Annotated in this window: 14 protein-coding genes; 10 read left to right on the forward strand and 4 right to left on the reverse strand. The window is 40.9% G+C overall.

What is annotated here, in order from left to right; translation table 11 throughout:
• Window positions 1-10: 10 nt before the first annotated feature.
• The 5 genes from HR060_RS15780 (at window position 11) to HR060_RS15800 (ending at window position 4,361) form a co-directional block, all read left to right on the forward strand.
• Complete coding sequence (locus HR060_RS15780; protein ID WP_174201258.1) at window positions 11-1,390, forward strand: MotA/TolQ/ExbB proton channel family protein; 1,380 nt, start codon at window positions 11-13, stop codon at window positions 1,388-1,390.
• Between the two features lies 1 nt (window position 1,391).
• A complete protein-coding gene (locus HR060_RS15785; RefSeq protein ID WP_425487464.1) occupies window positions 1,392-1,919 on the forward strand; it encodes a MotA/TolQ/ExbB proton channel family protein in 528 nt (175 codons plus the stop codon).
• 20 nt (window positions 1,920-1,939) lie between these two features.
• Window positions 1,940-2,347 (forward strand): ExbD/TolR family protein, encoded by a 408-nt coding sequence (locus HR060_RS15790; protein ID WP_174201259.1) that lies wholly within the window; start codon window positions 1,940-1,942, stop codon window positions 2,345-2,347.
• A gap of 22 nt (window positions 2,348-2,369) precedes the next feature.
• On the forward strand, window positions 2,370-2,975 hold the full coding sequence (locus tag HR060_RS15795) for a TonB family protein (RefSeq protein ID WP_174201283.1): 606 nt from the start codon (window positions 2,370-2,372) through the stop codon (window positions 2,973-2,975).
• 99 nt (window positions 2,976-3,074) lie between these two features.
• The gene (locus tag HR060_RS15800) at window positions 3,075-4,361 is read left to right on the forward strand and encodes a tetratricopeptide repeat protein (protein WP_174201260.1); all 1,287 of its coding nucleotides are present in this window, start codon (window positions 3,075-3,077) and stop codon (window positions 4,359-4,361) included.
• 143 nt (window positions 4,362-4,504) lie between these two features.
• Here HR060_RS15800 and HR060_RS15805 read toward each other — a convergent pair whose 3' ends face one another.
• The 3 genes from HR060_RS15805 to HR060_RS15815 form a co-directional block, all read right to left on the reverse strand.
• Entirely contained in the window at window positions 4,505-5,749 is a 1,245-nt protein-coding gene (locus tag HR060_RS15805) for an ABC transporter substrate-binding protein (protein ID WP_174201261.1), read from the reverse strand.
• Between the two features lie 11 nt (window positions 5,750-5,760).
• Window positions 5,761-7,776, reverse strand: a complete 2,016-nt coding sequence (locus HR060_RS15810; RefSeq protein ID WP_174201262.1) for a HAMP domain-containing methyl-accepting chemotaxis protein — start codon at window positions 7,774-7,776, stop codon at window positions 5,761-5,763.
• A 196-nt stretch (window positions 7,777-7,972) separates the two neighbouring features.
• The gene (locus HR060_RS15815) at window positions 7,973-8,809 is read right to left on the reverse strand and encodes a CvfB family protein (protein WP_174201263.1); all 837 of its coding nucleotides are present in this window, start codon (window positions 8,807-8,809) and stop codon (window positions 7,973-7,975) included.
• Window positions 8,810-8,896: 87 nt separating this feature from the next.
• Here HR060_RS15815 and HR060_RS15820 point away from each other — a divergent pair, with 87 nt between their 5' ends.
• Window positions 8,897-9,157 (forward strand): VF530 family protein, encoded by a 261-nt coding sequence (locus HR060_RS15820; RefSeq protein WP_246283195.1) that lies wholly within the window; start codon window positions 8,897-8,899, stop codon window positions 9,155-9,157.
• Window positions 9,139-9,507 carry a hypothetical protein gene (locus HR060_RS15825; RefSeq protein ID WP_174201264.1) on the forward strand — a complete coding sequence of 123 codons (369 nt, stop codon included), beginning with the start codon at window positions 9,139-9,141 and terminating at the stop codon, window positions 9,505-9,507. Before HR060_RS15820 ends, HR060_RS15825 begins: the two co-directional genes overlap by 19 nt.
• Before the next feature lie 62 nt (window positions 9,508-9,569).
• On the opposite strand, the gene HR060_RS15830 is transcribed toward HR060_RS15825, so the two are convergent.
• Window positions 9,570-10,328 (reverse strand): outer membrane protein assembly factor BamD, encoded by a 759-nt coding sequence (locus tag HR060_RS15830; protein ID WP_174201265.1) that lies wholly within the window; start codon window positions 10,326-10,328, stop codon window positions 9,570-9,572.
• A gap of 232 nt (window positions 10,329-10,560) precedes the next feature.
• On the opposite strand from HR060_RS15830, the gene rluD reads away from it, so the two are divergent.
• The 3 genes from rluD (at window position 10,561) to clpB (ending at window position 15,005) form a co-directional block, all read left to right on the forward strand.
• A complete protein-coding gene (gene rluD, locus HR060_RS15835; protein ID WP_174201266.1) occupies window positions 10,561-11,535 on the forward strand; it encodes a 23S rRNA pseudouridine(1911/1915/1917) synthase RluD in 975 nt (324 codons plus the stop codon).
• Window positions 11,535-12,326: a peptidoglycan editing factor PgeF gene (gene pgeF, locus HR060_RS15840; RefSeq protein ID WP_174201267.1), complete on the forward strand. Its 792-nt coding sequence runs from the start codon at window positions 11,535-11,537 to the stop codon at window positions 12,324-12,326. The genes rluD and pgeF overlap by 1 nt, the downstream gene beginning before the upstream one ends.
• Window positions 12,327-12,413: 87 nt before the next feature.
• Window positions 12,414-15,005: an ATP-dependent chaperone ClpB gene (gene clpB / locus HR060_RS15845; RefSeq protein ID WP_174201268.1), complete on the forward strand. Its 2,592-nt coding sequence runs from the start codon at window positions 12,414-12,416 to the stop codon at window positions 15,003-15,005.
• The last annotated feature ends 63 nt before the right edge of the window (window positions 15,006-15,068 follow it).

The following is a 15,068-nucleotide window of genomic DNA, read 5'->3' on the forward strand; positions in this document are numbered from 1 at the left end:
GGATAAGAACATGAATATTAAAAATACTTTCAAAAAATTAACCGCTAAGCCGGCTGCAATTGCTTTAGCTTGTATGACGTTATCTGCACCAGCTGTGGCAGAAGGCCCGGCTAACTTAGATGAACTTTTATCTAAATTAGAGCAAGGTCAGTTATTCCAAAGCCAAGAAAATAAAGCACGCGAAGCTGATTTCATGGCGCGTAAAAACGAGCAAGTTAAGCTTTTACAAAATGCGATAAACACACGTGATAACGCTATCGCAACTAGTCAGCAGTTAGAGTCTGACTTTGAAAAGAACGAGTACACCCTTGCAGATAAAACCGATGCATTAAATAAGCGCATGGGTTCTTTAAAAGAGTTGTTCGGTGTTTTACAACAAGTTGCAGGTGATGCAAAAGGTAAATTCCAAAACTCTATTATCTCAACACAATATCCAAACCGTGACGTTTTCATGGATGAGTTAGCACAAAAGATGGGCAAAAGCTCAAAGCTAGCCAGTATCGAAGAAATTGAAACGGTATGGTTCGAGTTACAACGTGAGATGACTGAATCTGGCAAGATCACAACCTTCAAAGCACCGGTTATCACACAAACGGGTGATAAGGTTGAAAAAGAAATCGTTCGTGTTGGTGCATTCAACTTAGTTGCTGATGGTAAATACATCGAATACGTAAGCGAAACAGGCTCTTTAGCTGAGCTTGCTCGTCAACCTGCAGCGCGTTACACAGCAAGTGCCGATGCGATTCAAAATGGTTCAGGTATTGTTGAGTTTGCCCTTGACCCTACAGGCGGTTCAATTTTATCACTATTAGTTCAAGCACCTGATACTAAAGAGCGTGTTGAGCAAGGTGGTACAGTTGGTTACGTTATCTTAGCCGTTGGTTTAGTGGGCTTATTAATCGCGTTAGAGCGTTTCATCTCTTTAACATTAGTTGGCGGTAAAGTGCGTCGTCAATTAAAAGCGGATAAAGCGACATCTGATAATCCATTAGGCCGTGTGATGCAGGTTAAAGACAAGCATCCAGAAGCGGACACTGAAACGTTAGAGCTTAAATTATCTGAAGCGATTATGCGTGAAGTACCTAAGTTAACGCGCAACTTAACGTTTATTAAGATCATCTCTGTTGTTGCACCACTTATGGGTTTACTTGGTACGGTAACCGGTATGATCAATACCTTCCAAGCGATTACATTATTCGGTACAGGTGACCCTAAATTAATGGCCGGTGGTATCTCTCAAGCCCTAGTGACAACGGTTCTAGGCTTAGTGGTAGCTATACCAACTATCTTACTTTACACAGTTCTACACACGCGCTCTAAGAACTTAGTTTACATCTTACAAGAGCAAAGCGCGGGTATCATCGCTGAGCGTTCTGAAAAAGGAGCTTAAGGTGTTAGCACTAGCTGAAATGAGTGAAGCTATCCGAGGATTTATGGAAACAGGTGGTCAGGTATTAACCCTGATCGCCGGCCTCATCTTCGTCATGTGGATAGTGATATTCGAGCGCTTAGTGTTTGTATTTAAAGGTTTTCCTACAATCAAAAAGCGTATTAAACAAGAGTGGGAAGCGCGTACCGATAAAGGTTCATGGGACGCGGAGCAAATTCGTCAGGCACAAATATCACGTGCATCAATGGCAATTAATCAAAACTTAGCTTTATTAGCGTGTTTTGTCGCTCTTTGCCCATTCCTAGGCTTACTAGGCACAGTAACAGGCATGATTGAAGTATTCGATGTCATGGCTATTTCAGGAACAGGTAGCGCACGCTCAATGGCATCAGGTGTTTCTAAAGCCACTATCCCAACAATGGCGGGTATGGTTGGCGCATTATCAGGCGTATTTATCCTGACCTGGTTACAGCGTAATGCCAAAAAAGAAGTGGAGTTACTGGCAGACAAGCTAGTGATGGAACACTAAAAAGAGTTGAGAATTTTATTATGAGAAAGTCACCAATCAATGTAATGCAGGACGATGAAGAACAAAACATCGATATGACGCCAATGCTAGACGTTGTATTTATCATGCTTATCTTCTTCATTGTAACGGCTTCTTTTGTTAAAGAGGCGGGTATTGATGTTAACCGTCCTGATGCACCAACGGCCGTTAAAAAAGAACGCGCCAACATCTTAATTGCGATTAACGATGCAGGTGAGATTTGGATTGATAAGCGTCGTATTGATGTACGTGCTGTGCAAGCTAACATCGAGCGCTTAAAAGCCGAAAATCCACAAGGCTCTGTTGTTATTCAAGCAGACCGCAAAGCCAACGTAGAAACGTTAGTGAAGGTAATGGACGCATCACGCGCTGCAGGTGCATACGATGTATCAATTGCGGCCAATGAGTAATTAAAGGTTATAAGTCATGATCATCCGATACTTATTAGCCATCTTACTCGCAGGTGCTGTGACCTTTGCTTTGGTTTTTGGCATGCAATCTTTGATTGCAAGTGGTGAAGGCGCTATGACTGAGCCACCAAAAGGTAGTGTGCTTGATTTTGTACGCGTGAAAAAAGAATCTCAAGTTGAGAAAAAAGAGCGCAAACCACAAAAGCCACCTAAGCCAAAAACGCCACCACCTCCGATGGAGCAACCGCAAATGCAAGCAGCAAATCCTAATGTAGGTGCAGCAACGACTAACTTCAGTGCTGATGTTCAGGCGGATGTTGGTATTCAAGGTGGATTAAGCCTGCAATCAAGCGATGGTGAATACTTACCTATCGTTAAAGTTGCGCCGGTATATCCAAGACGTGCGGCACAACGTGGTATTGAAGGTTACGTGATTGTTGAATTTACCGTAACTAAACAAGGTTCAGTAAGAGACCCACAAGTGGTTAAAGCAGAGCCTCAAGGTATTTTCAACCAAGCAGCGCTTAATGCAGCACTGAAATTTAAATACAAGCCAAGAGTAATTAACGGTGAGCCAACGGAAGTTGCTGGTGTACAAAACCGCATTACTTTTGAGATGAGTAAATAATTTACTCAAAGTTATAGCTTGGCTTTGATCATGTTTTTGTAGTGATTAATGGGTTCAAAGTCAGGCTTTTTATTTAGAATAAACAAGAAGGGTAACAAAATGAACAAGCCATTATTGTCGTTATTGTTAGGCCTTGCAGTAGCGCTGGGCTCTGCTGGTCACGCAACAGCTGAGCAAGAGCCAACTGCACAAACTAAAAAAACAAAACGTGTTCCTGCATTGCGTTCTAAGGTTTATAGCCAATTAGCACATGCTCAAGGCTTAGCTGATAAAGGCAATGTAACAGAAGCACTTGAAGCGCTTGATAACGTAAAGCGTAAAAAGAATTCAATGAACAGTTATGAAATTGCCATGATGCACAATTTCTATGCGTTCATCTTGTACCAAGAAGAAGATTACAAGGGCGCTGCCGATAACTTCAAAGAAGTCATCGCACAAGATGTGATCCCTGAGTCATTACACATGGCCACTTTATATTCACTGGCACAATTGAGCATGATGCAAAACGATTACGTGCAAACTGTGGCTTATATCGATCAGTGGATGGCATTAAACAGCAAGCCAAACGAGCGTGCTTATGTATTAAAAGCACAAGCTTATTATCAATCTAAAGATTATAAAAACACCTTAGAAGCGATTTCAACGGCCATTAACTTAGCCGATGAAAAAGGCCAAGTACCGAATGAAAACTGGTTAGTTTTACAACGTGCCGCTTTTTATGAACTAAAACAGCCTGAAAAGGTGGTTCAAGTACTTGAGCGTATGGTGGCTTTATATGATAAGCCTGAGTATTGGATTCAATTATCAAATATGTATGGTGAAGTAGGCCGTGAAGAAGAGCAACTCGCCATTATGGAGACAGCATTTCAGCGTGGTTTTGTCACCAAGCACACTGACATTAAATCATTATCTCAACTTTATGTCTTTAACCAAGTCCCTTACAAAGGCGCTAAGTTATTAGAGCAGGGCATTAAAGACGGTAAAATCGATGAGAATGTCGATAATTTAAAATTTGTCGCACAAAGCTTAACGATGGCACGTGAAGATGAAAAGGCGATACCTGTATTAACTAAAGCTGCTGAGCTTGCCGAAAACGGTGACCTGTATGCACAGTTAGGTCAGACTTTGTTAAATCTAGATCGCAACAAAGAAGCAATTGCTGCAATTAAAAAAGCGCAGGCAAAAGGCGATTTGACTGACTTGGGTACAGCTAAATTAGTATTGGGTATGGCGCACTTTAACTTAAAAGAATACGTAGACTCTGAGCTGGCGTTCGAACAAGCAATCGATCACAAATCAAGTCGCCGCTTAGCCAACCAATGGGTTAAGTACGTAAAGTCTGAAAAGCAAAACGCACTTCAGCTAGCAAATATTGCCGCCCAATAATTGCTATAAATTTTAATGTTCTGTGTCAAAGCCCAGTTTTCACTGGGCTTTTTTTTGGATAGCTAAAACTAACCTTGTCCGTTATCTGGATAATAAAAAAGGGCTCAATAGCCCTTTTTTATTCATTTGGTTTGGCAATTAGCTTATTTACATTGAGCGGCGCCCACGTAATTCCAGCTATTTAAGCCATCTTGAATAGCTTGAGTGATTTGTTCAGGTGTTTTGTTATTACTGAATAAATCTTTTAAACCATCAACAATTAAGCTTCTATAACTCGGTGATTGCTTATTTAAATCGTAAGCGTTAAATAAGCTTACCGTATAAGCATTGCTTGATACTTTATCTGCCATTTGTTTTAACACTGGGTTTTCAATGTATAAACTGCCGCCGTAGGCAGGTAGCTCATTAACTTGTTGAGCAAATAATTCAGCAAATTGCTTAGTTGCGGTAAACGCTAATACCTGATTGGCCTCATCGACATTTTCAGAGTGTTTATTGACTTGATAAGAGCCATCACCCAGAGCGTAAACTTTACCTACCTTGCCTGGGATTGGCCAAAAATAGAATTCAAAATTAGGATCAACGCTATAAAAAGTGGAAGCAGGGTTGGTACGCCAGCCACCATCAATGGCCATAGCAGAGTTACCCAGTGCCACTGAGTTAGCCATACCACCATAGTTCTCGCTAGCGGCATTACTGTTGAGATAACCTTTTTGTTGCCAACGGGCTAGTAATTCTAATGTTTGCTGATATTCACTATCGGTAAAACACGCTTGACCCTTTACTAACCTATCAGCAAAGCCTTCATCAACTAAACCCGCTAATAACACTTCAGCGACTAATTGATTCAAATACCAGTTTTCATTACCAGCCAGATGCATCGGGGTTATCCCCTTGGCTTTTAATTCATCAAAGACTTGCTCTAATGCCGATAAAGAAGATGGCTCTGAGCTGATACCATTTTTATTGAGCAGTTTTTTGTTAACCAGTACGGATTGCAATTGCAGGGCAAAAGGGACACCGTAATATTGATTATCAGCTGCTAAAGAGGCCAGTAGGGCACTGGTATTAATGTCTGATAAATCCCCGGGAAAAGGCGAAATAAAATCATGCTTAATAAGGTTTTGCAAAGAGCTTGCCCCTGGTGCCCATTGAAATAAATCAGCTTGATTATTTTGTAAGTTCAATAGGACGTGATCGGTATACGATTCGTACTTTAAAACTTTTATATTTACCTTAACACCTGGAATGAGGTTGCGGTCATTAATTTGTTGCCACAAACCTGCTTCTTGGCTTCGCCATGTATAGAAATTAACTTCGGTGGCGGCTTGTAAAGCTGAACTAAATGTAGCGCTTAGAGCAAATACTGCTGCTGTCATTGTTTTCATAGTATCGCCACCTATACCTTGAACTTCTTGATGAGGTCTTCTAATTCATGTGCAGAAACAGATAAATCGTTAATGCATCGCTCGTTGTAGCTTGAGCCTTCGGCTGTTTGCTCTGATAAAGAGGCAATTTGTACTACATTGCGATTAATCTCTTCTGCGGTCGCACTTTGCTCTTCAGAAGCCGTTGCAATTTGAAGGTTGAGGTTTTTCGTTGTTGAGATAACATCAGCAATTAAATCGATAGACGATGAGACTTCTTTTGACATATCGACCGCTTGTTGGGTTTTGTCTTGTGATGCGTGGATGGCATCAACCGCCTTATTTGACCCTTCTAATAAGGTTTCGATATTTGCTTTAATTTCTTCTGTTGAATCTTGTGTGCGTTTTGCCAAGGTTCTCACTTCATCGGCAACAACCGCAAAGCCTCGACCGTGCTCACCGGCACGCGCAGCTTCAATAGCCGCATTAAGCGCAAGTAAGTTAGTTTGAGAAGCAATGGATTCAATAACCTGTAAAATCTCTTCAATCTTATTGACATCTTGGTCAAGCATACGAATAACTGATGCTGCATTTTCCATTTCTTCAGCGAGATGGAAGCTAATCTGATTATTTTGAGCAATTTTATCTTGGCTGTTTTGAACATGTTCAGAAGCCGTATTCATCTCACTGAAGGTCGTCTGTGCATTTTCAGCAACTTCCTTAATAGTTGTAGCCATTTCATGCATAGCGGTCACCACCATATCCGTTTGTTCTTTTTGATCGGATATATGAGTTTGCAGCTCGCGTGTAGTAGCACTGGTTTGATCGACTGAATTAGCTAGGTTATCGGCTTGAGTGCGAATTTGAGCCATCATTTCTTTTAAAGCCGTATTGAGCTGACTTGCCGACGCTTTTAAACGACCGAATTCATCGTTGCTATCGACAGTGATCGTTTGCGTTAAATCACCTGTCGCTATTTTAGAGAATAATTCGTTCATTTCATCAAGCGGGCTGCGAATATTTCTGATCGCAATCAGCGCTACTGCAATACCTAGTACAATGGCAATTACACTGAATATAATGATCATCACTTGGCTGTCATTAACCGACTCATTAGCATCTTTAGCAACTGCATCTGAATATTGGCTGGCAAAACCAGAGACGCCTTTTAATGCAGAATGTACCGACTCGAGCATATCTTGGTTGGCTGATAAATTCGCAGTCAGTGTGTTTTTAACCGATAAGAACTGATTAACCACATCGCTTAAACCTTTATCTCTTGCTACTAGATAAGCTAAATCGCCTACTGATAATGAAAAAGCATCTACGGAACGTTTGGTTTGACCAGAAAAAGGAATGGCTTTTAGTTTAAAGCCAATTTCTACATATTCTTTTAGCCATGCACCAAATTCAGCAGTCAGTTGCCGAGATTGTGAGTAGTTTTGAGTTGAGGCCATTTGTTTGGCGATGGATATACCACGAACAATCGATAGTTCGGCATTAATGAGTTCTTTTTTGGCCGCAGCAGATACGGGGGCTGCTCCTAATGATTCAAGGTGGTGGTCAAATTTAGCCTGCACGCTGTTGAGTTCTGCGGTAAAACTATCAAGCTGGCTGAAGTTTTTTAACGCGTCTTCCGATAAGGCCATTGTTTGGTCAATTTCATCGAAGGCTTCTTTTAAAGATTGGTTAGCGCTATCAAGTGCTTTAATTTGTGCACTGGCATTGGGTAAATTAGCTAACTGACTTTCAAGCTGATTTATTTCGCTGATTAGCTGCTTTTTATAATCTTGGTATTGGTTTTCAAGCGAGGTTAATTCGGCTTGTTCAGTGGCGTTGTAATGTTTGTACATGATGAGGTTAACCGCCGCAACGTCTTCTAATAGTGTTGCGATACGGTTTTTTACAGGTACAGCTTGAGCGTTAATTTTCTCTATACTGTTACTGATAGTACCTATGCTATTGATACCACTAAAACCCACAATTAGAAGGAAAGTTATAACAGTTGCGTAACCAAGCGTAATTTTATTTACTGCGGATAGTCTCATAAGGCTCCCAATAATTAGCGATTGTGTTAGCTTTCCAAAACATGCCTCCGTGGCATTGTTTTAATTCATTTTTTCATTGAATAGAAAACACGGTGTCACAATATTGTTACATTGCCAATTTGTATCGGCAATGTAAGCCTTAACTTAAATTCCAATTGAATTGTAAAAAAAATTAAATATTTTTACATTCTCAAATCTATTTAATCAATTCAATATCAGTTTTAGTCAAAAGAATTTTTTTCTGCTTGTATAGGCTACCAATCGCCATCTTGAATTCTCGTTTACTGCAGGCAAATAAACGACGAATCAGCTCCGGAGAGCTTTTATCTGATACGGCCATATGACCACCATTCTCCGCCAGCATTTTAAGGATTTTCTCAGCAAGTGGGCCCAGTGTTGTATAGCCTTGCTGTCTGGTACTTAAGTCAATTTTCCCGTCTGGACGAACGCGCTTGATGAAGCCTTTGATTTTATGACCGAAGGTAACGTCTTGATTGAACACCTCGTCAAAAAACAGAATACCCAAAGCACGATTTTCAATAACGCATTTGTAGCCTAAGTCTGTTTTAGGGCCCACTAATAGTTCCACTTCTTGGTTGTTAGTAAAACCTTTCGATTTTTCAGGGATAAACTTATCGAGTTTACTGCTGGCAATGATGCGACCATCAACCGGGTTTTCATAAACATAAACCAAATAGCGACTGTCCACTTCCATGGTTTTCCTTTGTTCGGCAAAAGGAACCATTAAATCTTTTGGTAAGCCCCAATCTAAAAATGCGCCAACATTGTTGGTATCGATACATCTCAGTGCAACAAAATCACCAACCTGAGCGTAGGCAGGCTTGTTAATCGCTGTGATTCGATCTTCCGAATCAAGGTAGATAAATACTTCAATACTATCGCCAATATTCATACTAGATTGACAATATTTATTGGGCAATAAGACTTCCTCTCCTTCATTACAGGTTAAGAAAAAACCAAAATCCACTTTTCTTTCGATCGTTAAGGTTTGGTATTTGCCGAGTTTGATCATGATATTGCCTTTACTGGGAATTAATTGGCGCGATTATACTTAAATTACAGACTTAAATCGTCTGCTTTTGTACAATCAGCCTATTAGATGTCGTTTATTCTAGGTAGTCGTATGCAAGAGCAGCCGAAAAACCCACTCCACGGGGTCACGTTAGAGATGATATTGACACAACTTTCTGAAAACTTAGGCTGGCAAGCCATGGCAGAACAAGTCGATATCAATTGTTTTAAAAAAGACCCAAGTATTAAATCTAGCTTAAAGTTTTTAAGGCGAACACCTTGGGCTAGAGCGAAAGTAGAGGCCATGTATATTGATTATAAAAGTGGCCCATGGGGAAAACACCTGTAATCATGATTAATCATTATACTTGCCCTGTTTGCCAACAAGAGTTTGCGGATCATTCTAGGCACATCAAAAAATTTCGGGATGAGAGACAAAACCTAGGTTGTCCACATTGTAAAACGTTTTTGCTTAAGTCAGTGGAGAGTATTTTTCCTACTTGGCTAAATTGGATTATTTACCTGTTGATTTGGGGCGGACTTTGGTTTTGCTTACATCTGACCATAGACCTAGATCAAAGCTATCGACATTATGTCCATTTTGGTTTTTGGCTAGTAGCAATTGGTTTAACTATCTATTTACGAGGTCATTATTTGGCAGTGGTTAAACTCACTCCTGTTGATGACAATAAGCAATAAATGAAATGTCAGACAGAAAAAAACCGAGCCATGCTCGGTTTTTTTATCACTTAATTTTTTATTTAATTGACTAACGGGTTGTTAGGAAAGTTGGTTTTTAACGTCGCCAGGGTGTTGGCTCTTAACGTATCTAGCTCTAACTCACCGTAGCTTTCAACCATGATTTCTAATGCGCGTTCAATTTGGTGCGTATCAGAGAAAGTTTCTAATACATATTTAGCTCGATTCGCCGCAGCAGCCCAAGCGCTTCGCTCAATGTAATACTCTGCTGCTGCTATTTCTGTTTTCGCCATAAAGTCTTTGAGGTAAACCATGCGTTGTTTAGCATCATTGGCGTACTTACTAGTTGGATGGTCAACGATAACGGTTTTAAAATCGTTGAAGGCTTCTCTTAATTTTGAAATATCACGGTCAAAGCGTTCAATACCAAATAACTCTTGGAAAGCATTTTGTGCCATTTGGTAATTCACTAATCCACGCATGTAATGTACGTAGGCAATATTTTGATGAGTTGGGTTTAGTCGAATAAAACGATCGATTGACGCAATCGCTTGAGCCGATTTGGCCATTTTGTAGTAAGCGTAAATTAAATCCAACTGAATTTGGTGAGAGTGAGGACCAAACGGATAACGAGAGTCGAGTTCTGCTAAAATTTCAGATGCTTGAAAGTAAGCGCCAGATTCAAGCAATTCTTTGGCACTTTCGTATTGCTCTTGAACGGTCGTTTTATTAGAAATCGTCACTTCTTCTGGGGCACTTGAACAGCCTATTAAAAGGCTCATCGATAAAATGCTGACGATAATTGATTTGTTAAGAGTCAAAATACGCTCCTTTGACTAAGCTTTTTTATTTTTCTCATTAGCGTAATACTGCCACATTCGTTGTAGAAAAGGCTAGCTAACCAAACGAATTTGCACGCTAAGTACCGCGTTATATACGATAAAGCTTGTAATGACTATCTCAAAAGTCGATTACAAGGTACAATTAAACCTAGTTTACCCCAGTGTTAACTATCTTGCACCGATTATCCTATAAACCAACCTTGAGATTCATATGAAAGAAACTGTTTCATTATCTGGCCATTTAACTGAATCAGCTATGGGCAAACGCCTTGATCAAGCTATCGCTGAACGCTTCTCTGAATATTCTCGTTCTCGATTAAAAGAGTGGTTACTCGATGGGTGTATTAAGGTAAACGGTCAAGTAGTGACCAAAGCACGTGAAAAGGTGTTAGGTAATGAGCTGGTTGAAATCGATGCAGAAATCGAAATTCAAGTTAGACATGAAGCGGAAGATATCGCCTTAGATATCGTTTATGAAGACGAAGATATTCTCGTCATTAATAAACCCGCTGGTTTAGTTGTCCATCCAGGTGCTGGTAATAAACAGGGAACATTACTGAATGCATTACTGCATCACTGTCCCGATCTAGAAAATGTGCCGCGTGCAGGTATTGTCCACCGTTTAGATAAAGATACAACAGGCTTAATGGTTGTTGCTAAAAACTTACCCGCACAAACTTCACTTGTGGCTCAGTTACAAGATAAAACCGTCACTCGTGAATACGAAGCTGTGGTCAATGGTACGCTTGCAGCTGGCGGTTTAGTTGATGCGCCTATTGCCAGACACCCAAGTAAACGCACGCTAATGGCTGTTGTTGAAGGTGGTAAAGATGCGGTTACTCATTACCGCGTTGCAGAGCGTTTTCGTGCACACACGCGTTTAAGATTAAGATTAGAAACGGGGCGTACTCACCAGATTCGCGTTCATATGTCTTCTTTAAAGTACCCACTAGTGGGGGATTGGGGCTATGGCGGTGTTGTTCGTCCACCAAAAGGTGCGAGCGAAACCTTGATTGAAGGCTTACGAGCTTTTCGTCGTCAGGCGTTACATGCAACTATACTTGAACTTGAACACCCTAGAACATCAGAGTGGATGCAGTTTCAAGCCGATATCCCAGAAGATATGCAAACACTAAATGCACTACTTCGTGAAGATGCTAATGAGCACGGTGTGGATAGCTATTAATGAACCATCCATCACCTTGGTTTGAGCCAAATTGGCCAAAAGTGGAGGGGGTAACAGCCCTCTCAACTTGTCGAGGTGATAAACAAAGTACTGGAAATAGCCAAGCGCCTTTTGAGTATTTCAATTTAGGGCTGCACGTTGGCGATGACCCTCAAGTGGTAATAAGCAACCGAGCTTTACTACCAACGCCTAATCAACCTTTCTGGCTTGAGCAAACTCACTCTAATATAGCGATAGATTTGGCATCTTACCCAGATATCAATCCTGATGCTGATGTAACTCAATTACCAAAAGCTGATGCCAGCTTTACTTGCCAGGCTCTAAAAGTTGCCTCTGTTATGACTGCTGATTGTTTACCTGTGTTAATGGCAGAAAAACGCGGTCGGGCTGTTGCTGCTATCCACTGTGGATGGCGTTCTCTAGCATCGAATATCATTGAAAATACACTTGTTCAACTAAATAACCAGCTACAGAGCCAATTCGGTGATTTTCAGGTTTGGTTAGGCCCTTGTATCGGCCCTAGTGCTTTTGAAGTGGGTGAAGATGTTAAGGCTGCTTTTACAGCGTTGGATAGTCGAAACGTCAAAGCTTTTGCTATCCATCAACATGCTGCTGAGCAAGGAAAGTATTTGGCTGATTTACAGCAATTAGCTTGTAACCAACTACTGGCTTTGGGAGTAACAGATATTTATCGAAATAGCGATTGCACCTATCAACTATCAAACCAATATTTTTCCTATCGACGAGATGGAAAAACGGGTCGAATGGCTTCTTTGATCTGGATCGAATAAAGATTATTTTTTCTTGCTCGCTGCTTGAAAAAAACCACGAACATCCCATTTACTTAGTAACAAGCATTATCAAATTAGGTTACTAAGATGAGACTCGACAGACTAACCAGTAAATTTCAGCTCGCTATTTCGGATGCTCAATCCTTGGCTTTAGGTCGTGATCACCAGTTCATTGAACCTATTCACTTAATGTACTCTTTACTTAATCAGGATAGCGGTGGCACACGTGCTTTACTTGATCTGGCTGATGTGAATGTCAACGGCCTGCGCTCGCAACTTGCTGAAGCGCTTGATCGCACTCCCAAAGTTGATGGAATTGGTGCAGATATCCAGTTATCTCACAACATGGTTAGCTTATTAAACATGTGTGACAAACTTTCTCAAAAACGCAAAGACAAATTCATCTCTAGTGAGCTATTTGTGCTGGCTGCAGTAGAAGATAAAGCAACGTTAGGTGATATTTTAAGAAAATCTGGTGGTAGCAAACAACGCATTGAACAGGCAATTGAGAAATTAAGAGATGGCCAACAGGTTGATGATCAAAATGCTGAAGAAAACCGCCAAGCGTTAGAAAAGTTCACCATAGATTTAACTGAGCGAGCGGAACAGGGCAAACTTGACCCTGTTATTGGCAGAGACAGCGAAATAAGAAGAACTATTCAAGTTTTACAACGCCGTACTAAGAACAACCCGGTATTAATAGGTGAGCCTGGTGTTGGTAAAACCGCAATTGCTGAAGGGTTAGCCCAACGTATTATCAATGGCGAAGTGCCTGAAGGCTTAAAGAGCAAACGCGTGTTATCTCTTGATTTAGGTGCCTTAGTCGCTGGTGCAAAATACCGTGGTGAATTTGAAGAAAGACTAAAATCGGTTCTCAATGAGTTATCCAAAGCTGAAGGCCAAGTGATTCTGTTTATTGATGAATTACATACGATGGTGGGTGCCGGTAAGACGGACGGTGCGATGGATGCTGGCAATATGCTCAAACCGGCATTAGCGCGTGGAGAATTACACTGTGTAGGTGCAACTACTTTAGATGAATATCGTCAGTATATTGAAAAAGATGCAGCGCTTGAGCGACGCTTTCAAAAAGTATTGGTCGATCAACCCAGTGTTGAAGATACCATTGCTATCTTACGTGGATTAAAAGAACGCTATGAGCTTCATCACTCTGTAGAAATTACTGATCCGGCCATTGTTGCCGCTGCTTCTTTATCTCATCGCTATATTTCGGATAGACAATTACCTGACAAAGCGATTGATCTGATCGATGAAGCCGCCTCTAGTATTCGTATGGAAATTGACTCTAAACCTGAAGAGTTAGATAAATTGGAGCGCCGTATTATTAAGCTCAAACTAGAGCAGCAAGCACTCGTTAAAGAGCAAGATGAAGCCAGTAAAAAGCGTTTATCTTCGTTAAATGAGGATTTAGCCAATACAGAGATGCGTTACAGCGAGTTAGATGAAGTATGGCATTCTGAAAAAGCTGCTTTGGCAGGCGCGCAAAATATTAAATCTGAATTAGAGCAGGCGAGATTAGATCTTGAATTAGCCTCTCGTGCGCAAGATTTAAATCGCATGTCTGAATTGCAGTACGGCAAAATTCCAGAGCTAGAAAGGCAACTCGATTTAGCCAGTCAGGCTGAAATGCAAGACATGAACTTGTTAAAACACCGAGTAACGGACAGTGAAATTGCTGATGTGTTATCAAGGTGGACAGGTATTCCTGTTTCTAAAATGCTTGAAGGTGAAAGAGATAAGTTACTGCGTTTAGAGCAAGAACTACACCGCCGCGTTGTTGGTCAAAACGAAGCTGTATCTGCCGTTGCGAATGCGATTAGACGTTCAAGAGCGGGTTTAGGCGACCCAAACAGACCAATTGGCTCTTTCCTATTTTTGGGGCCCACTGGGGTTGGTAAAACTGAAATATGTAAAGCGCTTGCAAACTTTATGTTTGATTCAGAAGATGCCATGATCCGTATTGATATGTCTGAGTTTATGGAAAAACATGCCGTTGCGCGTTTGTTAGGTGCACCTCCGGGTTATGTTGGTTACGAGGAAGGTGGATATTTAACTGAAGCGGTGAGAAGAAAGCCATATTCAGTCATCTTACTCGATGAAGTTGAAAAAGCTCACCCAGATGTATTTAACATCTTATTGCAGTTACTCGACGATGGGCGTTTAACCGATGGTCAGGGACGTACGGTTGATTTTAAGAATACCGTTATCATTATGACCTCTAATTTGGGCTCTGATGTCATCCAAGAAAAGTTCACGACAGGCCAAATTGACCAAATTCAAGATGCCGTCATGGATGTAGTTGGGCAACACTTCAGACCTGAGTTTATCAATCGTGTTGATGAATCTGTGGTATTTCATCCGCTTAATAATGAGCACATTAGTGCGATTGCTGAACTACAACTTACAGGCCTTAAAAAACGTTTAGAAGAACGCGAATTAGGTATAGAAATGAGTAAAGCGGCACTTGCTCATATTGCCCGAGCCGGCTTTGATCCAGTTTATGGCGCAAGACCGCTGAAAAGAGCTATTCAACAAGAAGTCGAAAACCTATTAGCACAAGCAATTCTTTCAGGAAAAGTGGTATCGGGTCAGACGATTGTGGTGGACGTTGTCGATGATAAGTTAACTTTTAAAGCCAGAAATGGCCTTAAACATTAACTATCGATTGGTGATTTGCTCTGTTTCAAGTAAACTGGCAGGGCAGTTATCAAAAAAATAAAG

The organism is Marinifaba aquimaris (genome assembly GCF_013328345.1).
Classification (GTDB): domain Bacteria; phylum Pseudomonadota; class Gammaproteobacteria; order Enterobacterales; family Alteromonadaceae; genus Marinifaba; species Marinifaba aquimaris.